The organism is Pseudomonas sp. Leaf59, from assembly GCF_920984685.1.
Lineage (GTDB): Bacteria > Pseudomonadota > Gammaproteobacteria > Pseudomonadales > Pseudomonadaceae > Aquipseudomonas.
The window spans coordinates 71,246-91,372 of the sequence record NZ_CAKLBR010000020.1 but is presented as its reverse complement, the minus strand read 5'-3'; the positions used below and the strand labels follow the sequence as shown (position 1 = coordinate 91,372).

Annotated in this window: 22 protein-coding genes and 1 tRNA gene; 12 read left to right on the top strand and 11 right to left on the bottom strand. The window is 59.4% G+C overall.

What is annotated here, in order from left to right; all coding sequences use genetic code 11:
• Nucleotide 1 precedes the first annotated feature (1 nt).
• Complete coding sequence (gene trmJ, locus LUB09_RS19520) at nucleotides 2–772, bottom strand: tRNA (cytosine(32)/uridine(32)-2'-O)-methyltransferase TrmJ (RefSeq protein WP_209984585.1); 771 nt, start codon at nucleotides 770–772, stop codon at nucleotides 2–4.
• A gap of 145 nt (nucleotides 773–917) precedes the next feature.
• On the opposite strand from trmJ, the gene suhB reads away from it, so the two are divergent.
• On the top strand, nucleotides 918–1,733 hold the full coding sequence (gene suhB, locus LUB09_RS19515; RefSeq protein ID WP_003175971.1) for a type III secretion system regulator SuhB: 816 nt from the start codon (nucleotides 918–920) through the stop codon (nucleotides 1,731–1,733).
• A 216-nt stretch (nucleotides 1,734–1,949) separates the two neighbouring features.
• On the opposite strand, the gene LUB09_RS19510 is transcribed toward suhB, so the two are convergent.
• The 6 genes from LUB09_RS19510 to queA all read right to left on the bottom strand — a co-directional run bounded on the left by LUB09_RS19510 (nucleotide 1,950) and on the right by queA (nucleotide 8,028).
• Entirely contained in the window at nucleotides 1,950–2,492 is a 543-nt protein-coding gene (locus LUB09_RS19510) for a glycine zipper 2TM domain-containing protein (protein ID WP_003238445.1), read from the bottom strand.
• Between the two features lie 124 nt (nucleotides 2,493–2,616).
• Nucleotides 2,617–3,531, bottom strand: a complete 915-nt coding sequence (secF, locus tag LUB09_RS19505) for a protein translocase subunit SecF (RefSeq protein WP_057007285.1) — start codon at nucleotides 3,529–3,531, stop codon at nucleotides 2,617–2,619.
• A 9-nt stretch (nucleotides 3,532–3,540) separates the two neighbouring features.
• Complete coding sequence (gene secD / locus LUB09_RS19500; protein ID WP_003238441.1) at nucleotides 3,541–5,412, bottom strand: protein translocase subunit SecD; 1,872 nt, start codon at nucleotides 5,410–5,412, stop codon at nucleotides 3,541–3,543.
• 62 nt (nucleotides 5,413–5,474) lie between these two features.
• Entirely contained in the window at nucleotides 5,475–5,813 is a 339-nt protein-coding gene (gene yajC, locus LUB09_RS19495; RefSeq protein ID WP_003238439.1) for a preprotein translocase subunit YajC, read from the bottom strand.
• 44 nt (nucleotides 5,814–5,857) lie between these two features.
• Entirely contained in the window at nucleotides 5,858–6,973 is a 1,116-nt protein-coding gene (gene tgt / locus LUB09_RS19490; protein ID WP_209990501.1) for a tRNA guanosine(34) transglycosylase Tgt, read from the bottom strand.
• Between the two features lie 5 nt (nucleotides 6,974–6,978).
• On the bottom strand, nucleotides 6,979–8,028 hold the full coding sequence (gene queA / locus LUB09_RS19485; protein WP_209984590.1) for a tRNA preQ1(34) S-adenosylmethionine ribosyltransferase-isomerase QueA: 1,050 nt from the start codon (nucleotides 8,026–8,028) through the stop codon (nucleotides 6,979–6,981).
• A 108-nt stretch (nucleotides 8,029–8,136) separates the two neighbouring features.
• On the opposite strand from queA, the gene LUB09_RS19480 reads away from it, so the two are divergent.
• Nucleotides 8,137–8,221 (top strand) — tRNA-Leu (locus LUB09_RS19480).
• 82 nt (nucleotides 8,222–8,303) lie between these two features.
• Here the strand turns inward: LUB09_RS19480 and LUB09_RS19475 are convergent.
• Nucleotides 8,304–8,570, bottom strand: a complete 267-nt coding sequence (locus LUB09_RS19475; RefSeq protein WP_231423468.1) for a hypothetical protein — start codon at nucleotides 8,568–8,570, stop codon at nucleotides 8,304–8,306.
• A gap of 159 nt (nucleotides 8,571–8,729) precedes the next feature.
• Nucleotides 8,730–9,626: a hypothetical protein gene (locus tag LUB09_RS19470; RefSeq protein WP_231423467.1), complete on the bottom strand. Its 897-nt coding sequence runs from the start codon at nucleotides 9,624–9,626 to the stop codon at nucleotides 8,730–8,732.
• A 235-nt stretch (nucleotides 9,627–9,861) separates the two neighbouring features.
• Here LUB09_RS19470 and LUB09_RS19465 point away from each other — a divergent pair, with 235 nt between their 5' ends.
• The gene (locus tag LUB09_RS19465; protein WP_231423466.1) at nucleotides 9,862–10,191 is read left to right on the top strand and encodes a hypothetical protein; all 330 of its coding nucleotides are present in this window, start codon (nucleotides 9,862–9,864) and stop codon (nucleotides 10,189–10,191) included.
• 9 nt (nucleotides 10,192–10,200) lie between these two features.
• Here LUB09_RS19465 and LUB09_RS19460 read toward each other — a convergent pair whose 3' ends face one another.
• Nucleotides 10,201–10,836 (bottom strand): LysE family translocator, encoded by a 636-nt coding sequence (locus LUB09_RS19460; protein ID WP_231423465.1) that lies wholly within the window; start codon nucleotides 10,834–10,836, stop codon nucleotides 10,201–10,203.
• Between the two features lie 154 nt (nucleotides 10,837–10,990).
• Between LUB09_RS19460 and LUB09_RS19455 the strand changes: the two genes are divergently transcribed.
• The 4 genes from LUB09_RS19455 to LUB09_RS19440 all read left to right on the top strand — a co-directional run bounded on the left by LUB09_RS19455 (nucleotide 10,991) and on the right by LUB09_RS19440 (nucleotide 13,584).
• Nucleotides 10,991–11,362, top strand: a complete 372-nt coding sequence (locus tag LUB09_RS19455) for a PH domain-containing protein (protein ID WP_057007296.1) — start codon at nucleotides 10,991–10,993, stop codon at nucleotides 11,360–11,362.
• 325 nt (nucleotides 11,363–11,687) lie between these two features.
• Nucleotides 11,688–12,824 carry an S-type pyocin domain-containing protein gene (locus LUB09_RS19450; protein WP_231423464.1) on the top strand — a complete coding sequence of 379 codons (1,137 nt, stop codon included), beginning with the start codon at nucleotides 11,688–11,690 and terminating at the stop codon, nucleotides 12,822–12,824.
• Nucleotides 12,821–13,045 carry a hypothetical protein gene (locus LUB09_RS19445; RefSeq protein ID WP_231423462.1) on the top strand — a complete coding sequence of 75 codons (225 nt, stop codon included), beginning with the start codon at nucleotides 12,821–12,823 and terminating at the stop codon, nucleotides 13,043–13,045. The genes LUB09_RS19450 and LUB09_RS19445 overlap by 4 nt, the downstream gene beginning before the upstream one ends.
• Nucleotides 13,046–13,113: 68 nt before the next feature.
• Entirely contained in the window at nucleotides 13,114–13,584 is a 471-nt protein-coding gene (locus LUB09_RS19440) for a hypothetical protein (protein ID WP_231423460.1), read from the top strand.
• A 72-nt stretch (nucleotides 13,585–13,656) separates the two neighbouring features.
• On the opposite strand, the gene LUB09_RS19435 is transcribed toward LUB09_RS19440, so the two are convergent.
• Nucleotides 13,657–14,031 (bottom strand): c-type cytochrome, encoded by a 375-nt coding sequence (locus tag LUB09_RS19435; protein WP_209984612.1) that lies wholly within the window; start codon nucleotides 14,029–14,031, stop codon nucleotides 13,657–13,659.
• A 203-nt stretch (nucleotides 14,032–14,234) separates the two neighbouring features.
• Between LUB09_RS19435 and LUB09_RS19430 the strand changes: the two genes are divergently transcribed.
• The 5 genes from LUB09_RS19430 to LUB09_RS19410 all read left to right on the top strand — a co-directional run bounded on the left by LUB09_RS19430 (nucleotide 14,235) and on the right by LUB09_RS19410 (nucleotide 19,974).
• Nucleotides 14,235–14,615, top strand: a complete 381-nt coding sequence (locus LUB09_RS19430; RefSeq protein ID WP_209984630.1) for a response regulator — start codon at nucleotides 14,235–14,237, stop codon at nucleotides 14,613–14,615.
• 195 nt (nucleotides 14,616–14,810) lie between these two features.
• A complete protein-coding gene (locus LUB09_RS19425; protein ID WP_231423458.1) occupies nucleotides 14,811–15,425 on the top strand; it encodes a biliverdin-producing heme oxygenase in 615 nt (204 codons plus the stop codon).
• Nucleotides 15,422–17,650: an ATP-binding protein gene (locus LUB09_RS19420; RefSeq protein WP_231423456.1), complete on the top strand. Its 2,229-nt coding sequence runs from the start codon at nucleotides 15,422–15,424 to the stop codon at nucleotides 17,648–17,650. The genes LUB09_RS19425 and LUB09_RS19420 overlap by 4 nt, the downstream gene beginning before the upstream one ends.
• A gap of 139 nt (nucleotides 17,651–17,789) precedes the next feature.
• Entirely contained in the window at nucleotides 17,790–17,969 is a 180-nt protein-coding gene (locus LUB09_RS19415; RefSeq protein ID WP_231423455.1) for a hypothetical protein, read from the top strand.
• Between the two features lie 103 nt (nucleotides 17,970–18,072).
• On the top strand, nucleotides 18,073–19,974 hold the full coding sequence (locus LUB09_RS19410; RefSeq protein ID WP_231423453.1) for an alkaline phosphatase D family protein: 1,902 nt from the start codon (nucleotides 18,073–18,075) through the stop codon (nucleotides 19,972–19,974).
• Nucleotides 19,975–20,127: the final 153 nt, after the last annotated feature.

Here is a 20,127-nt window from a genome sequence, read left to right as displayed (position 1 = left end):
GTTAATCCTTCCGCTTAAGAAGCTCGCCACGGGCCGCTTTCTGGGTTTCCGTGAGGATGCCACGCAATATGTTCATTTCCGCTCGGCTCACCGAACTGCGCCCATACAGGCGACGCAGGCGCGCCATCAAGTGCCGTGGTTTTTCCGGGTCGAGAAACTCGATGGCCACCAGGGTGTGCTCCAGGTGCTCATAGAAACGCTCCAGCTCGTCCATGGTGGCCAGCTCACCACTCTTGGTCGACGCCACTTCATCCTTCTCGACCTTGCTCGGCTGGCCTGCCGCCGCCAGCCAGGCCATGCGCACCTCGTAGCTCAGTACCTGCACCGCGGCCCCGAGGTTCAGCGAGCTGAACTCGGGGTCGGATGGAATGTGCACATGGTAATGACATCGCTGCAGCTCTTCATTGGTGAGGCCGGAGTCTTCACGGCCGAACACCAGGGCGATTTCAGCGCCGCCGGCAGCCTCTTCGATCACTTTGGTGCCGCACTCACGCGGGTCCAGCAGCGGCCAGGGGATGCGCCGGTCACGGGCACTGGTGCCGAGCACAAGGTTGCAGCCCACCAAGGCGTCTTCCAGGGTGGCGACCACCTGGGCGCTCGCGAGCAGGTCATTGGCGCCGGACGCACGGGCATCGGCCTCGTGGTGCGGAAACACCCGTGGCTCGACCAGCACCAGGCGCGTCAGCCCCATGTTTTTCATGGCTCGCGCCACCCCGCCGATGTTGCCGGGATGACTGGTATTGACGAGGACGACACGAATGTTTTGCAGCAAGGGAGGCGCTCTCGGACACGGGAAAGGGGAGCAAATCTTACAGAACAGCCTAAGGTTATGCCATGAAAGCTAACGTCGTCCTTCACCTGAAGAAAGTTTCTGCTAAACTGCCCGGCTTTCTTTAACAACCTTAGGTGACCTATCCATGCAGCCCATGCTGAATATCGCGCTGCGCGCCGCCCGCAGCGCCAGTGAATTGATCTTCCGCTCCATCGAGCGCCTGGATACCATCAAGGTCGACGAAAAAGACGCCAAGGATTACGTATCCGAGGTGGATCGCGCCGCCGAACAGAAAATCATCGACGCTCTGCGCAAGGCCTACCCTACCCACGGCATCCTCGGTGAAGAAACCGGCCTGCACAAAGGCAGCGGCGAAGGCGAAGACTACCTGTGGATCATTGACCCACTGGATGGCACCACCAATTTCCTGCGCGGCATTCCGCACTTTGCCGTGAGCATCGCCTGCAAATACCGTGGCCGCCTGGAACACGCCGTCGTACTCGACCCGGTTCGCCAGGAAGAATTCACCGCCAGCCGTGGCCGTGGCGCGCAACTCAATGGTCGTCGCCTGCGTGTCAGCGGCCGCACCAGCCTGGACGGCGCCCTGCTGGGCACCGGCTTCCCGTTCCGTGACGACCAGATGGATAACCTGGAAAACTACCTGGGCATGTTCCGCGCCCTGGTCGGCCAGACCGCCGGCATCCGCCGCGCCGGCGCAGCGAGCCTGGACCTGGCTTACGTGGCCGCCGGTCGTTTTGATGCGTTCTGGGAGTCGGGCCTGTCCGAGTGGGACATGGCTGCAGGCGCACTGCTGATTCAAGAGGCCGGCGGCCTGGTGAGCGACTTCACCGGCGGTCACGACTTCCTTGAGAAAGGCCACGTGGTTGCGGGCAACACCAAATGCTTCAAGGCCGTGCTGACAGCAATCCAGCCGCACCTGCCGGCTTCGCTGAAGCGCTAAGCGAGCAGGCAAAAAAAAGCACCCCGCGGGGTGCTTTTTTCATGCCTGGAATTTAGCATGAACACACATGCCAGTCACACAGAAATCAACTGTGGGAGGGGGCTTGCTCCCGATAGCGGCTTGTCAGTCGCCAGATGTATTGACTGACCTACCACCGTCGGGCGCAAGCCCCCTCCCACATTTTTTACTGCATGGGGCTTTGAATCTGCCCCTGAATTACTGCTGGTTCTGACCCAGGATCAGACGCCCTTCTTTATCCACTGGAATCTGGCCGCCTGGATCACGATCCATGCGCACGGTGCCTTCCTTGCCATCCAGGGTGTAACGCACGTCATAGCCGACAACCTTGTCGCTGATGTCGTTGACGGTGTTACAGCGTGTCTGAGTGGTGGTGTAAGTATCGCGGTTCTGCATGCCTTCCTGAACCTTGTTACCGGCGTAACCGCCACCGACCGCACCGGCTACAGTGGCCAGCTTCTTACCGTTACCGCCACCGACCTGGTTACCCAACAGGCCACCGGCCAGCGCACCGACCACGGTGCCGACGATCTGATGCTGATCCTGCACCGGCTTCTGCCGAGTCACCGCGACGTCCTTGCAGACCTCACGCGGCGTTTTAATCTGGGTTTTTACCGGCTGTGCAGCCAGCACTTGCGCATACTCAGGGCCGCTTTTTACCAGGCTGTAGGTGGCAACAGCGCCCCCGGCAGTCACACCGACAGCACCCAATACCGCACCAACCAGCAACGACTTGTTCACGTTGAACCTCCTGACCATCACAAGCGGACCGAAAGATCCGCGCTATACCCAGCCTTGGAGCAAAAAAAAAGGCACGAGTTCAATTCTCGTGCCTCTTTTGTAACAGCGTGTCAACAAACGCCCATCAAGGACGGTCGTCGACCTCCTTGCCAGTGCTGGCCGGAGGAATCAGGTCTTCGCTGTTGAGGTTCAGCCAGATCAGCACCACGTTGGCGATATAGATCGACGAGTAGGTGCCCGCCAGAACGCCGATGAACAGCGCCAGGGAGAAGCCCCACAGGTTGTCGCCACCGAAGATCATCAGCGCGGCAATCGCCAGCAAGGTGGAGATCGACGTCGCCATGGTACGCAGCAGCGTCTGGGTGGTGGAGATGTTGATGTTTTCGATCAACGACGCCTTGCGCAGTACGCGGAAGTTCTCACGAACCCGGTCGAATACCACGATGGTGTCGTTGAGCGAGTAACCAATGATCGCCAGCACGGCCGCCAGCACGGTCAGGTCGAAGGTAATCTGGAAATACGCCAGGATACCCACGGTCACGATCACGTCGTGGATCAGCGACACAATGGCGCCGACACCGAACTTCCACTGAAAGCGGAAAGCCAGGTAGATCATGATACCGACCAGCGCCATCAGCATGCCGAGGCCGCCCTGGTCGCGCAGCTCTTCACCCACTTGCGGGCCCACGAACTCGACGCGCTTGACCGACGCCGGGTTGTCGCCGCCGACCTTCTGCAAGGCCTCGGCCACCTGGTGGCCCAGTTGCGGGTCTTCGCCTGGCATGCGCACCAACAGGTCGGTGGTAGCACCAAAGCTCTGCACCACGGCTTCGTGATAGCCGGCCTTGACCAGCTCGTTGCGCACCAGGGTAACGTCGGCCGGCTTCTCGTAGGTCAGCTCGATGAGCGTACCGCCGGTGAAGTCCAGGCCGTAGTTCAGGCCCTTATGGAACCAGCTGAACAACGCCAGAACGGTAAGGAGCACGGTGACGCCGAACGCAACGTTGCGAACGCCCATGAAGTTGATTGTACGTAACATGGCAGCCCCTTAAATCCACAACTTCTTGAAGTCACGTCCGCCAAAGATCAGGTTGACCATTGCGCGGGTCACCATGATGGCCGTGAACATCGAGGTAAAGATACCCAGGGACATGGTCACCGCAAAACCTTTGACCGGGCCGGTGCCCATGGCAAAGAGAATCCCGCCGACCAGCAGAGTGGTCAGGTTGGAGTCGAGAATCGCGGTGAATGCCCGGCCGAAGCCTTCGTTGATTGCGCGCTGCACAGTCATGCCGGCGGCGATCTCTTCACGAATCCGCGAGAAGATCAGCACGTTGGCATCCACCGCCATACCCATGGTGAGCACGATACCGGCGATACCCGGCAGGGTCAGCGTTGCGCCCAGCAGCGACATCAGGGCCAGCAGCATCACCATGTTGCCCGCGAGGGCCACGGTGGCGATCACGCCGAAGAAGCGGTAGATGGCGATGATGAACAGCGACACGAACAGCATGCCCCACAAGGCTGCATCGACCCCCTTGGTGATGTTGTCGGCACCCAGGCTCGGGCCAATGGTGCGTTCTTCAGCGAAGTACATCGGCGCCGCCAGACCACCGGCACGCAGCAACAGCGCCAGTTCGGAGGATTCGCCCTGGCCGTTCAGGCCGGTGATGCGAAATTGAGCACCCAGCGGCGACTGGATGGTCGCCAGGCTGATGATCTTCTTCTCTTCCTTGAAGGTCTGCACCGGCACGTCTTTCTCGACACCGTTGACCATCTGCTTGGTGTAGGTGGTCACCGGGCGTTGCTCGATGAAGATCACCGCCATGCTGCGACCGACGTTGCTGCGCGTGGCGCGGTTCATCAGGTCGCCGCCGTGGCCATCCAGGCGGATGTTCACTTCGGGAGTGCCGTGCTGCGAGTCGAAACCGGCCTTGGCATCGGTGACCTGGTCACCGGTGATGATCAGGCCGCGCTCGATCAGCGCAGGTGGGCGGTTGCCTTCGCGGAACTCGAACTCTTCGGAGGTGGCGCGGGTAGCACCCGGCTCAGCCGCGAGACGGAACTCCAGGTTGGCGGTTTTACCCAGGATACGCTTGGCTTCAGCGGTGTCCTGCACGCCCGGCAATTCAACCACGATACGGTTGGCGCCCTGACGCTGCACGATCGGCTCGGCCACACCCAGCTCGTTGACACGGTTACGCACCGTGGTCAGGTTCTGCTTGATGGAGTATTCGCGGATTTCCGCGATCTTCGCCGGGCTCATCGCCAGACGCAGTACCGCCTGACCATTGAGGTCGGCCGGTACGATGTCGAAGTCATTGAAGTTCTTGCGGATCAGCGCACGGGCCTGTTCGCGGGACGCTTCATCAGAGAAGCCCAGCTGGATGGCACCGTTGAGCTGCGGCAGGCTGCGATAACGCAACTTCTCTTTGCGCAGCAGGCTCTTCACATCGCCTTCATAGACTTTCAGGCGCGCGTCGAGGGCCTTGTCCATGTCGACTTCCAGCAGGAAGTGCACACCACCGGACAAGTCCAGACCCAGCTTCATCGGGTGCGCGCCAATGCTGCGCAGCCATTGTGGCGTGGTCTGTGCCAGGTTCAGCGCGACAACGTAGTCGTCACCCATGGCCTTGCGCACGACGTCCTTGGCCGGCAATTGGTCTTCGGATTTGGTCAGGCGCAGCAAGCCGCCCTTGGCACCTGCGGCCAATGTTGCCGCTTTAACCTGGATACCCGCGTCATTGAGCGCTTTGCTCGCGCGCTCCAGATCGGCCTGATTGACCTGCAGCGAAGTGCTGGCGCCCGTGATCTGGATCGCCGGGTCATCAGGATAGAGATTGGGAGCGGAATAAATAAAACCGATCGCCAGCACCGCCAGGATCAGTACGTATTTCCACAGAGGGTATTTGTTCAGCATCACGCCGCCCGCTTATAACGCGGGGCGCCTTGCGCGCCCCGTCGATTGGTAAAGGTTGTTGCTTAGATCGCTTTGAGCGTGCCTTTAGGCAGCGTGGCAGCGATGGCGCCCTTCTGGAACTTCATTTCCACGGTGTCGGAAACTTCCAGTACCACGAAAGCATCGGCAACCTTGGTGATCTTGCCGGCGATGCCGCCAGTGGTCACCACTTCGTCGCCCTTTTGCAGGCTGCCCAGCAGGTTCTTCTGCTCTTTGGCGCGCTTGGCCTGTGGACGCCAGATCATCAGGTAGAAGATGACCAGGAAGCCGACCAGGAAAATCCACTCGAAACCACCGCCCATAGGGCCGGCAGCGGCAGGCGCAGCGGCGTCAGCCATGGCGTTAGAGATAAAAAAGCTCATTTAGCACTCCAGTTGCAAATAGTGAATCTTAGGGTCGGGAAAACTCAGTCCAAGGGCGGCACAGGGAGCCCGCGCTTGGCATAGAAGGCATCGACGAAGGCGGCCAATGTACCCTGTTGAATAGCCTCGCGCAAACCAGCCATCAGGACTTGGTAGTGACGCAAATTGTGGATGGTATTCAACATGCTACCCAGCATTTCCCCGCACTTGTCCAGATGATGCAGATAAGCACGCGAGAAGTTCTGGCAGGTGTAGCAGTCACAGGTGGGATCGAGCGGCGATTCATCATGGCGATGGAACGCGTTACGGATCTTCAGCACGCCTGTATCGATGAACAGATGCCCATTGCGGGCATTACGGGTTGGCATCACGCAATCGAACATGTCCACACCGCGGCGCACACCCTCTACGAGATCTTCCGGTTTGCCAACGCCCATAAGGTAACGAGGTTTTTCAGCGGGCATCAGGCCTGGCAGATAATCCAGCACCTTGATCATCTCGTGCTTGGGCTCGCCCACCGACAGGCCGCCAATGGCCAGGCCGTCGAAGCCAATGGTGTCGAGGCCTTCGAGCGAGCGCTTGCGCAGGCTTTCGTGCATGCCGCCCTGGACGATGCCGAACAGCGCGGCGGTATTGTCGCCGTGGGCGTTTTTCGAACGCTGGGCCCAACGCAGCGACAGCTCCATGGAAATCCGCGCCACGTCCTCATCGGCCGGGTACGGCGTGCACTCGTCGAAAATCATCACAATGTCCGAGCCCAGGTCGCGCTGCACCTGCATCGACTCTTCCGGCCCCATGAACACCTTGGCGCCGTCGACCGGCGAGGCGAAGGTCACGCCCTCCTCCTTGATCTTGCGCATGGCGCCCAGGCTGAACACCTGGAAACCACCGGAATCGGTGAGGATCGGGCCCTGCCACTTCATGAAATCATGCAGGTCGCCATGCTTCTTGATCACTTCGGTGCCCGGGCGCAGCCACAGGTGAAAGGTATTGCCGAGGATGATCTCGGCGCCGGTGGCGACGATGTCGCGCGGCAGCATGCCCTTGACGGTGCCGTAGGTGCCGACCGGCATGAACGCCGGGGTCTCGACAGTGCCGCGCGGGAAGGTCAGGCGACCACGACGGGCCTTGCCATCGGTGGCCAGCAGTTCAAACGACATACGACTCATAGTTGTTCCTCTGGGCCGCTTGGCGCCGGATTGCGGGTGATAAACATCGCATCACCGTAACTGAAAAAACGGTACTCGTTGGCGATGGCGGCCTGGTAGGCCGCCATGGTTTCGCGGTAACCGGCAAAGGCCGACACCAGCATCAACAGCGTGGATTCCGGCAAATGGAAGTTGGTGACCAGGCAATCGACCACATGGAACGGGCGGCCCGGGTAGATGAAGATATCGGTGTCACCGCTGAACGGCTTGAGCACGCCATCGCGCGCGGCACTTTCCAGGGAGCGCACGCTGGTGGTGCCCACGGCAACCACCCGCCCGCCGCGCGCCTTGCACGCCGCCACGGCATCCACCACGTCCTGGCTGACTTCCAGCCATTCGCTGTGCATATGATGATCTTCAATATTATCCACACGCACCGGCTGAAACGTGCCGGCCCCCACGTGCAGGGTCACATAGGCGCTGTCGACGCCCTTGGCGGCAATCGCATCCAGCAGCGGCTGATCGAAATGCAGCCCGGCGGTAGGTGCGGCCACGGCGCCCAGGCGCTGCGAGTAAACCGTCTGATAGCGCTCGCGGTCGGCGTCTTCGTCGGGACGGTCTATATAAGGAGGCAACGGCATATGGCCGACGCGCTCCAGCAGCGGCAACACCTCTTCGGCAAACTTGAGCTCGAACAACGCGTCATGGCGCGCCACCATCTCGGCTTCGCCACCGCCGTCGATCAGGATGCTCGAGCCCGGTTTCGGCGACTTGCTGGAACGCACATGGGCCAGCACGCGATGGCTGTCCAGCACCCGTTCCACCAGAATTTCCAGCTTGCCGCCGGACGCTTTCTGGCCAAAAAGCCGCGCCGGAATCACCCGGGTATTGTTGAACACCATCAAATCGCCCGGGCGCAAATGCTCAAGCAAATCAGTGAATTGACGGTGTGCGAGGGCACCGCTCACCCCATCCAGGGTCAGCAGTCGACTGGCGCGACGCTCGGCCAATGGGTGGCGAGCGATCAGCGAATCAGGGAGCTCAAAAGTAAAGTCAGCAACGCGCATGATGGGGTTCGTCTAGCAGGGCCGGGAAGTCTAGCGGAATTAGTCAAAATTGACCATGAAACGTGATTGACCAACGGTAATCTCGTCTCTATACTTCGCCGCCATTGAGCCCTGATGGCGGAATTGGTAGACGCGGCGGATTCAAAATCCGTTTTCGAAAGGAGTGGGAGTTCGAGTCTCCCTCGGGGCACCATCTTAAAAAAAGACCTTGAAATTCAAGGTCTTTTTTTCGTCTGCAGGAAAGTGAATCGTGAGGCCTTAAACCCTTCCAGCTATCACTTTTTCTTCTTGGCAGGCTTTTCCGCCTTCTCTGCCTTCTCTGCCTTCTCTGCCTTCTTGGCCTTTTCCGGCTTGCTATCAGCCTTCTTCACAACCTTCTTCGGTTCGGCATCCTTTTTCTTGTCTTTCTTTTCAGAAGACTTCGAAAGGGTCGACGCTGCTGCTGATTTTTTTGCCGGTGATGACGTCTTGTCTTTCAATTCCTTACTGGCTTTTGAAGACTCGCCTTTGCTTTTCTTCTCGTCTTTAGCCACGTTGACCACCTCTCGAAGGATGCCGGTATTGGCACGCTGCCTGGGGAATTATCCACAGGCTAATCATTAGGCGAACGCCGCCAAGAGCCGTTCCATTTTTTTGCTGCGACGAGGGGCGGAACCCGACCGTCCCCTGCCGAGCGGTCGGTAAGTTTGTTTCAACACGGCTCAGATCAACTCGCGCGCTGGCTCTTGTGAGGCAAACAACGCATTGAGCGTGTTTAGAAACACATCATGACTCAAGATCCCCGTGGCAACCGTCGACAACACTACTTTGCCGCTCTCGTCCTTGATCACCACGTTTTCAGTCCAGGCATTCAGGTCAACGCTGCGCAAGGACGCCATCGACACGTTCTCGCCCTTGTATTGCAAAAACGTACGGCTGACGACAATCGGCGAGGTGGTGATTTTCAGGAAGTTGCCGCTCACACGTTTGCCCCAGACCTGCCCTGAGTTGACGCAGTTGAACGTCACCGACCCGCCCGCCTCCAGCGTCGCGACCACCGCCGGCATGCGCGCGAGTACGTGACGCTCACGTACCAGTTGCTGGAATTCATAAAAGCCCTTGAGGCTTTCGATCACGCGGTGAAACGGCTCGGACGCGTTGCGGCGATAGGCCAGGTTGGTGATCAGGCCGGTCATCGCGGTTTGCCCGGAGCCGAACAGGTACAAGTCTTCGATGTCGGCGAACGCGGTGTAGTGGCGCTGACCGTTGACGATGCGCTCTATGCCCAACTCAAACACGTTGTACACCGGCGCGCGCAATTTTTTGTGCCAGGCGTAGACCGCAAACATGCCCAACGCGATAACCGCGAGCAAGGCGCTGGTGGCGTAGATCAGCGTCTGCGGGCTGCTGAAGCTGAATGACAGGCCGCGGGAGGTCTCGCCAGCTATGGGTCCTTCGCTGCCTGCGGGCAGCAGGGTGCCCAGGTACAACACAAACACGGCGAGGCCCAACAGCACGACGCCAACTATCAAACTGAAAATCAGAAAGCCCTTGCCGTGGCGGAAGCTGGCGATCAGTTCGCCGGTGGCCGAAGGTACCTGGGTGGGAGATGGCTGCATGGTCGTTGCGTCCTTGTCTGAAGGAGAACGCGCCGCTGTTCAGACAGCGCGAGTTAGCCCTGCATGCCGGCCCTTTGAGAACCGGATGCATGGCGAGTTGGAGCATGGCTAATTAATATCGTTCCTTGGACTGCCTTTTGCGCGCGCGAGCCACGTTGTACGGCGCCGGGGTCTTTTTTTTCAGGCACAGAACAGTGATCATCGCCCTCCTCCACATAACCCAGGACCCAAAACCATGGAATTGACGCTGGAAGCGGTCGCGCTCTTTGCACTTAAGCTTGCGCACGAGACGGACGGCGGTAGCCCGATTTTGCGGGATGATCTGGTGATGGATGGGTATGAACGGGAGGTGTTTGGGCTGCTCGTACGCAAGGGCGATCTCGTTACGACTCAGCAAAAAATCAGCGAGTGCATCGCGCTGGCCCTGGTGGCGCTGGGCGGCGCCAACACGGTAATGGGCCGTGAACTGCAACGGCTGGCGACGGACGTGCGCCAAGCGCCTACGTTTGAAGCACTCACGGCCCCGCTCGAAGCACTCAAGCAGTACCTGAAAGCAATCCTGTGAGGTGGTCGCCTACCGCCGCCCCTCCACCACCATCCGCACCGCCAACCCCATCAACACCGACCCCATCACCCAGCGTTGCACCACCTGCCACCCCGGTCGGGTGACGAAAAAAACGGCAATCGAACCGGCCATGCAGGCAATCACCGCGTTGACGCTCACGCTGATAAAAATCTGCGTGAAGCCCAGCACCAGGGACTGCGCAAGCACACTGCCATGGCCGTTCGGGTCGATGAACTGGGGCAGCAGCGACACATACATCACCGCTACCTTGGGATTGAGCAGGTTGGTGACCAGGCCCATGCTGAACAACTTTCGCGGGCTGTCCTTGGACAAGTCGCGCACTTGGAAAGGTGAACGCCCGCCCGGCCTGACCACCTGCCACGCGAGGTAGGCCAGATAAAGCGCGCCGCCAAGGCGCAACGCGTCGTAGGCAAAGGGAACGGCCATCAGCAACGCCGTGATCCCCAACGCCGCGCACAGCATGTACACGACAAAACCCAGCGCAACGCCACCCAGGGAAATCAGCCCGGCCATGCGCCCCTGGCAGATCGAGCGGGAAATGAGGTAAATCATGTTCGGCCCGGGCGTCAGCACCATGCCGAGTGAGATCAGGCCGTAGGCAAGCAAGCTGGACATATCGGGCATTGTTTGGCTCCTGGATTTTTGTTCTGCCGGCGTGGAATCCTTCGCCAGGGTCGCCATGGTAGAGCGTACAAATCCCGTGCGTCAGATACAGATCCACAAGCAAAACGCCATACACCGGCACCCGTTTGAAACACCACCCACCCAGGACAGGCAGATGATCGACTTCAACAACAAAGGCTTCTTCAAGCTCAAGCAAAACAACGAATACGCCGAACGCGTATCAGCCCTGCTGCTGGACGGCGAAGAAGTGGTCGACGCCTACAAGGCCATGCGCGACGGCGTGGTCTTCACCACCCAGCGCATTATTGCGGTGAACGTGCAGGGGATCACCGGCAGCAAGAAGGACTTCACCTCGTTGCCGTACAAAAACATTGTGGCGTACTCCGTGGAAACCTCCGGCACCTTCGATCTGGACTCGGAGCTGGAAATCTACTTTTCGTCGCTGGGCAAAGTGAAATTCGAATTCACCGGCAAGACCTCCATCGTGGAAATCTCCCGGCTGATTTCCAGGCACTTGCTCGGCTGATCAGCAGGCAGTATCTGCACAAGCTGATCGAACGCTTGAGCGCCAGCGGTTTCGTGGCGAGCGGGCTTGCCCTGCGTTGGTTTGCGCAGCAGCTCCAGTAAAGACGAATGCGGTGTATCAGATACTCCGTGGGGTCGGGTTTTGGGGCTGCTTCGCAACCCAACGCGGGGCAAGCCCGCTCGCCACAGAGGCATTCGGCGGTGATAGAAAAGGCACCGACGGGGCATCAGTCCACTTTTCCCACGCTCAGCAGCGAACAAAGACGACATTCGCCTCTTTGCCTACCTCGTAGGCTCACTCCCTCGCACAAGGAAGTGAGCCCTTCATGTCAGAACGCTTTTACCCGCCCACCGAAGAAGATTTACGCAAGCGACGGATCCTGACCCCGCAGCCATCGCGTGTGCCGTATTCGCCGTCTGTTGATTTTTTAGAGCCATCGCCTGCTCCAGTACCCGAGCCAGCCAAACCTCCAGGCTGCGTTTTCATCAAGCCTTGCCAGCTGCCTGACGGCGTCACTCATTACTTCAACCCGGCCGGGTATGTCCCGTTGGAGTTGATCAAGGAGTACGGCCATTTAAGCCTGCTGGGTGGACGTGAGGTGGACAGCCGGGGCGCAGTCGCCTTGCGCAAGATCAGCGGCAGCCCATTGCCCGCGGGCTTGGGGCAGCTGGCATTGCGTTCGGCGGTTTGGGAGTCGGCGGCCACAGCCGTTGGGTCCGTCGCCGCAGGCCTGCTGACGGGTTTGGTGGCGCTGGCTTGGCCTTCGGCGCTGGGTGATAGCGCGCTGTACAGCGAGGAGCAGTTGCGTTCGATGCAACGGGCGCGTTCGCAGATGCGGTTGCATATCGAGCAACGTGAGGACGGCACGCTCAAAGGGTATGGGTTTTACACGGGCAATCATGCCGCGTGGCAGATGATTGATGTGGTGCAGTTTCAAAGCCGTGGCGATCAGTTTGTGGCGGATTTGGGCGAGGGCGTGGAGCTGATCTGGACGCCTGCGGTTGATCCCAGTGACATGTTAGGTATTCCGGCATTGGAAGCTGCGCCGCAGGCGCCGGTGATCTGGATTTATCCGCCAACGGAGAAGGCGGCACAGATTCTGGTGAACCCGATTTATCCACCTCAGTATCGGGATTTTATTCTGGTGTTCCCGGTGGAGTCGGGGGTTCGGCCGCTGTATGTGGTGGTGAGTGTTCGGCCAGGGGATCACAAATACCATCCGAGTCCAACGTTCTTACCTGCATTTCCGAAAGCCATACGCGCACCAGCCAAATCCCGCGTCAAGGGCGGAGGCAGGCTTCGGCCTCGCTGGAAAGAGCCCTACGGGTATATCTACGAATGGGACTTTGAAGGAGGCAAGGTTGAGATGTACAACAAAAAAGGCAAACACCTTGGCGAGTTCGATTCTATAACAGGTGAGCGAACCAAAGAGGCAGATGACACAAGGCGGATAGATCCATGAAACATCTGATCTACGTTGTTCCCACGGGAAGCGAACACATTTCGACCGAGATTCCGCTGGACCTGAACGCTGCAGACTTGCTGCCAATAATGGGCTGGGAAGATGAGAACGAATGTGTATATGACTATTTGCTTACACCACAACAAATTGAAGACATCGAAAAAATCACCACATTAGTCCTTCCTAAAAACGCGTCGCTGTATTTGGCATGCGATGCGTGATGCAGGCGTTTTCAACTGGATAAGGATTGGCCACGATCTACAAAGCAGCGCAAAAAAATTAGGCCACCATGAAAAAGCCCTGTCTATACCGCTCAGTTGACACCCGTACACATGACGTATGCCACGGAAGTCATCGCGCTTATCGGAGCGAAAGAAATAGCAAAAAAGAAACGCGCGCATTATCAAACCGCGGCTCAATGCACAGCCACCATCGACACGGTTTTGATTACACCCCGCTATTCCGTTTTCTCCTTTCCAAAGTCGGTCAGCCGTGGGATCAGGTTTTCAGCGAAGCCAACGCCCGTCTGGATCGTCCGGAGCCCATATTCTGGGTGGTTGCTTTACATGAAAGCGACAAGCAGGAGTACGTGAGAACAGATGAAAATAGCTACTACAGCGGCTTGTGGGTCGACGAAGCGGGCCTACTGCAAAAGGTTAATCCACTGCTGACGCCTGAGCACATGGAATCCTTCTCCGACTACTACACCCACTCCTTCAACGGTGTGGTATTTGCACAGCCGTTATCGAGAAAACGGTGAGCAATGCCCACCGTTCAATTTCCTCCCTGGACCTGGCTTTATGCAAAATGCTCGCAACGTTTATGGGAGTGATCATTTAGGTTGGAAGGTTTCCAGATAGGCCAGAATATTCTCAATCTTCTCCCGATCACTGATCCCCCAGAAAATCATCCGCGTCCCGCTCACCACCGCTTTCGGGTCTTCGATATAGGCCGCAAGTTTATCCCGCGTCCAAACCACACCCGAATTCTTCATCGCGTCGGAATACTGGTAATCCGTGGTAGTACCGGCAGGCCTGCCGATGATGCCGTTCAGCTCCGGCCCAAACCCACCCCGCGCGCCTTCCCCGACGCTGTGGCAACCGCCGCAGGTCTTGGCGAAGAGCTTGCCGCCTGCTTCGGCATCGCCGGCGGCAAAGGCTGAAGGAGCATTCAGGAAAAGGGCTAGAGCGATCAACGCGTATTTCATGGCGACTCCACATCGGCGGTTACCGGCGATTATGCCCCATGCCGGTTCACACCGCCTGTGGGTCGATGCGGATGCCGCCTCTGCCCGCAAGCACGCAACCTAGACCCTTCAACCGACCACCCATCGTTTAAAAAACATCCAATCGAACCTAATCGGCCCCTGCCCACTCCACCTTACTGAACCCTGATGGTGGAGTAAGGATCATGGCTCAGCCATCGATTTTGGTATTGGAAGACGACGAAATCATTCGGGCGTTGATGGTGGATGTGCTGGAAGATTTCGGCGCGGTGGTGACATCGTTTCCTTCGGCGGATGAAGGCATGATTTACCTTGAGCGGGGCGATGAGCCGGTCGACCTGATTGTCAGTGACGTGCAGATGCCCGGTTTGCTCAACGGCTACGACTTGAGCCGCGTGGTCGCGCACCGCTGGCCCGAGGTGCAGGTGCTGTTGACCTCCGGCAATACCAGGATCGCCGAGGAACTGGGCGGTTCGGTACGCTTCCTGCCCAAACCCTGGAGCACCAGTCACCTGATTGAATGCGTGCAAACGGCATTGACTCAGCAAGGTGCTTCGATGCATTGATAGCGTCGCGATATCACCTAGACCGAACTTCGAGCCCGTTATTGCGGTCACCTAGTCAGCAAGGAGCGACTTTTCTGATCCGCCTGTCAGGCTTTTCGCCTTGTGCGCACGGCTAACGGCAATGAGTTGTGTAGAATGGTCGCCCATTTTCACGCGTCATTCATGGCCGACAGGCCCACAGTTCGAGCTTACTGAATGCATTCACAGGCCCCTGACGTTGGTGCGCCACCTCTGCTGGAAGCGCTGCGCACGGGGACTGGCCTGCTGCACGTCGCACTGGAAAAGCGTATGCCGTTTTTTTCCGAGCGCCTGGATGCCCAGTGGTATCGACGTCTGCTGCAGGCGTACTTCGGCTTTTATGCGCCGATTGAAGCAGCGCTGTACGACAGCGGCTTGATCCCCGAAGGTTTTGACACATCGTTGCGTGAGAAAACGTCGACATTGGTCAGTGACCTTCACGCCCTCGGCCTGAACGACGCCGCCATCAGCGCCCTGCCCCGCTGGACCGACCTCCCGACTTTCGACACCCCCGAAGCCTGCCTCGGTGCCCTGTATGTGCTGGAAGGCGCGACCCTCGGCGGCCAGGTATTGCGTCGGGAGATGGCTCAACGCCTGGGCGTGGATGCCGACAACGGTGGCGCATTTCTTGATGTCTATGGCGCCGAGACCGGACGGCGCTGGAAAGCATTTCTTGATTACCTGGACCGGCAGACACTGGACGCGGCTGACAAACAACGCGCCGTGATCGCTGCCCGTTCAACATTCAGCGGCTTTGAGCAATGGCTCGCCCGCCAGGAGGTACTGCTATGAAAACCGAAGATTTCGAAGAGCTGCTTGCCAACTGTGCCGACGAGCCCATTCGCTTTCCCGGGGCGATTCAGCCCCACGGCGTGCTGCTGACGCTGTCGGAGCCCGACCTGAACATCATCCAGGTCAGTGCCAACGTGGACACCCTGTTCGGCCATACGCCCGAGTCGCTGCTCGGTCAGCCGCTGCACACGCTGATCGGCGCCGAGCATGCCGAGGCGGTGCACAGCATGGCCGCGCATAATACTTTTTTCGACGCGCCGCCCCTGCATGTCTGCCTCAATGGTGCGCAGTTCGAAGGCTTGCTGCATCGCCATCAGCGAGTGCTGGTGCTGGAATTCGAACCGCTGCTCGAGGATTTCAAACCACGGGCGCTCAATGGTCGCACCAGTAACCTGGGCAAGATGCTGCAACGCCTGCAATCGGCGAAAACCCTGCAGGCGCTGTACGAAATCAGCGTGACCGAAATCCAGGCCATGACCGGTTACGACCGCGTGCTGATCTACCGTTTTGAAGAGGAAGGCCACGGCCAGGTAATCGCCGAAGCGTCCGCGCCGTCCATGGAGCTGTTCAACGGGCTGTTCTTCCCCGCGTCCGACATCCCCGAGCAAGCCCGCGAGCTGTACCGCACCAACTGGCTGCGAATCATCCCCAATGCAGCCTACGAACCGGTGCCACTGCTGCCCAGACTGCGCCCGGACATCGACCAGCCGCTGGACCTGAGCTTCGCCACCCTGCGCAGCGTGTCGCCGATTCACTGCCAGTACATGCAGAACATGGGCGTGCTGTCGTCCATGAGCATTTCGCTGATGAAGGGTGACACGCTCTGGGGCCTGATCAGTTGCGGCAACCGTGAGCCGCTGTTGGTGCCGCACGCGTTGCGTAGCGCCTGCCAGACCATCGGTCAGGTGCTGTCGTTGCAGATCAGCGCCATGGAAGCCCTGGACCTGAGCCGCCAACGCGAAGAAAAAGTCGACGCCCTGGCCTTGCTGGATCAGGCGATGAAATCTTCGGAAAATAATGTGTTCGATGGCCTCGCCCAACGCGGCCAGTTGCTGATGGACCTGACCTTGTCCGGCGGCGTGGCGATCATCGAAGACAAGCAACTGCACCGTTACGGCAACTGCCCGGAGCCGGCGCAGATCCGTGCGCTGCATCGCTGGTTGCAACAGAACGGCGAGCCGGTGTTCGCCAGCCACAATCTGGCGGCGCTGTACCCGCCGGCGGCCGACTTCCAGCAAGTGGCCAGCGGCGTGCTCGCCATGAGCCTGCCCAAGCCTGTGGACAACGGCGTGCTGTGGTTCCGCCCGGAGGTGAAGGAAAACATCAGTTGGAGCGGCGACCCGAGCAAACCACTCAACCTGGAAAGCTCCGATGCCGGCATGCGCCTTCGCCCACGCACCTCGTTTGAAATCTGGAAAGTGGAGATGGCCGGCATCTCTACCAAATGGAGCCACGGCGACCTGTTCGCCGCCAATGACCTGCGCCGCTCCGCGCTGGAAAACGACCTGGCCCGCCAGGTACTGCGCGAGCAACAGGCCGTGCGTGCGCGTGACGAGCTGGTGGCGGTGGTGTCCCACGACCTGCGCAACCCGATGACCGTCATCTCGATGCTCTGCGGCATGATGCAAAAGGCCTTCAGCTCCGAGGGCCCGCACACTTCGCGGCGGATTTCTTCGGCTATCGACACCATGCAACAGGCGGCCGCGCGCATGAATGTGTTGCTGGAAGACTTGCTCGACACCTCAAAAATCGAGGCCGGGCGTTACGTGGTCAAACCGGTTGCACTGGACGTCAGCCAGATGTTCGAAGAGGCCTATTCCCTGCTCGCACCGTTAGCGATGGAGAAAGGCATCGACTTGTCGTTCAATGCCGAGCCCGGCCTGCAGATCAACGGCGACCCGGAGCGCCTGTTCCAGGTGCTGTCGAACCTGATCGGCAACGCCATCAAGTTCACCCCGCGCCAGGGCAATATCGGCATCAGCGCCATGAGCAACGGCGAGGAGATCGTGTTTTCGGTGCGCGACTCCGGTGAAGGTATTGCGCCTGAACAGTTGCCGCATGTGTTTGATCGCTACTGGACCCAGACCGAAAACAACCCCAGCGGCAGCGGGCTTGGGCTGTACATCACCCAAGGTATTGTCCAGGCCCACGGCGGGCGGATAGAGGCGCAAAGCGAAGTGGGCCGCGGCAGTGAGTTCAGGTTTACGGTACCAAAACCGAACTGAAACGCCCTCAGGCACAGGCCTGCAAAACATTCGGACACCCATGGCCGGGAACGCTCAACCCGGCCACTGCCACTGACTCAGTGCGCACCCAAAAGCAGGGATGCGAGAAGCAATCGTCCATTTGAGCAAGGGGTCTTCCATGATTATCGGTAACAGCTTTCACACCTATAACCTCAACAACGCCCTACAAACGATTCAGAACGCCACCAAGCCTGTAGAAAAAACCGCTTCTATCAACGGCGACGCACCGAGGCAAAACACGCAGCAGCAGGACAACACCTCGTCCCTGGATTCTCTTGGGCAAGGCCGGCTGATCTGATCTTGGCCAGGGGCGCGGCGCCCCGCGTTGCGCTCCGTTAACAAAACACTGACATCCTCTGCGCTACGCTTTCCAGTTCTATCTTGTGTGAGCTGCCCTCTTCATGCCTCAACCCGACACACTGCCCGCCGTGCTTGCCGGCCCGCTGCTGCGGCGCCTGGAACCGCAGCGCCTGAACATCTGGTTGGTGACAAGTCGTGCCGTGCAATTGACCCTCAGGTTGCAATTACCTCGGGACGAAACACTGGACATCCCGCTCGACGCGACGCATTGCCAAGTCATCCCGGTGGGGCGCCACGCCTTTATTCACCTGGTTGACGTAGCGCTCAGCAACCCTCTGCCCCAGGACGTCGCGATTGGCTATGACCTGTTGACCGACGGCACCGGTATTGCCGAGTGGGCCACGCATTTGCTGTATGCCGATGCCCATTTGCCGACCTTCGTATTACACAGCCGCATCCATCAGTTGGTGCATGGCTCCTGCCGCAAACCGCACCACAGTGCCGACGAAGGCTTGCTGTGCATCGACCGTTTGCTGGCCGAGGCACACACACCGGCACAACGCCCGGCCTTGCTGATGATGAGCGGTGACCAGATCTACGCCGACGACGTGGCCGGGCCGATGCTGCGGGCGATTCATGCGCTGATCGCGCGTTTGGAGTTGTTCGACGAATACCTGGAAGGCGCCGTGGTGGATGACAGCGCGAGCCTTTACGGGCATCGCGCCAGCTATTACCACCGGGCCGATCTGCTGCCCGCACTGGACAGCAACGAGACCTTGCGCGAACGGTTTTTCGGCGGCGTGAAAAAGCCGATTTTCACCAGCAGCACCGCCGACAATCACCTCGTGACCTTTGCCGAAGTGGTCGCGATGTACCTGTTGGTCTGGTCGCCCACGCCCTGGACACTGATCAGCCCACATGCGCCGCAATTGAGCGCGGAGGAACAACGGCGGTATGCCGGGGAGCAGGTGCAGATTGAGCGCTTCTGCGACGGCCTGCCCGGCGCCGCGAGGGTCCTGGCTCACCTCTCGACGCTGATGATCTTCGACGACCACGACATCACCGATGACTGGAACCTCAGCGCGCAATGGGAAGAAACCGCCTATGGCCATCCTTTCTCCAAACGCATCATCGGCAATGCCCTGCTGGCCTACCTGCTGTGCCAGGGCTGGGGTAACCAGCCGGATGTGTTTGGCGATCTGTTGAAACAAACCCAGGCACTCACCGCCCAGCCGCACAACAACCATCTGCAGGCCGCTGCGCAAGATGACCTGCTGCAAGCGCTGCTGAAATTCCAGCAATGGCATTACGTGTTGCCCACGTCTCCCGCCCTGGTGGTGCTCGACACCCGAACGCGGCGCTGGCGCAGCGAATTCACGCTCAAACAACCCTCCGGCCTGCTGGACTGGGAAGCCTTGTGCGAACTGCAACAGGCGCTGCTGGACCACCCCTCGGCGATTATCGTCTCTCCCGCGCCAGTGTTCGGCGTCAAGCTGATCGAGACGGTGCAGAAGGTCTTCAGCTGGTGCGGCTATCCGCTGCTGGTGGACGCTGAAAACTGGATGGCCCATCGCGGCGCGGCCCAGGTGATCCTCAATATTTTCCGCCACTCCCGCACGCCGGGTAACTACGTGATTCTCTCCGGTGACGTGCACTATTCGTTTGTCTACCAGGTGCTGATTCGCCATCGCAACGGCGGCCCCAGGCTCTGGCAGATCACCAGCAGCGGCATCAAGAACCAGTTTCCCCCGCGTTTGCTGGAGTGGTTCGACCGCCTCAACCGCTGGCTCTACTCACCACGCTCCCCACTCAACTGGTTCACGCGTCGGCGCACCATGCAGGTGGTACCGCACATCCCGGAACATGCCGAAGCCGGGGAACGGCTGTGGAACTCGGCGGGCATCGGCCAGGTGTTTTTCAATGCCCAGGGCCAGCCTGAGGCGATCTACCAGCACAACGCGGATGGAAAGCCTCGGACGAGGATGGTGGAGCCACCGTTATAGGCGCCAGGGTGCGCGCTACTCCGACCGAGTAGAGGCGCATCCACACCAAATAAGTAGCCAATCGCCATCAAACTAAAGCAGCACACTCTTCCTATTCAAACCCCACAGCCCCCCCTGTAGAGTGAAATCTGCCACGGAGTATCGGCGCCAATA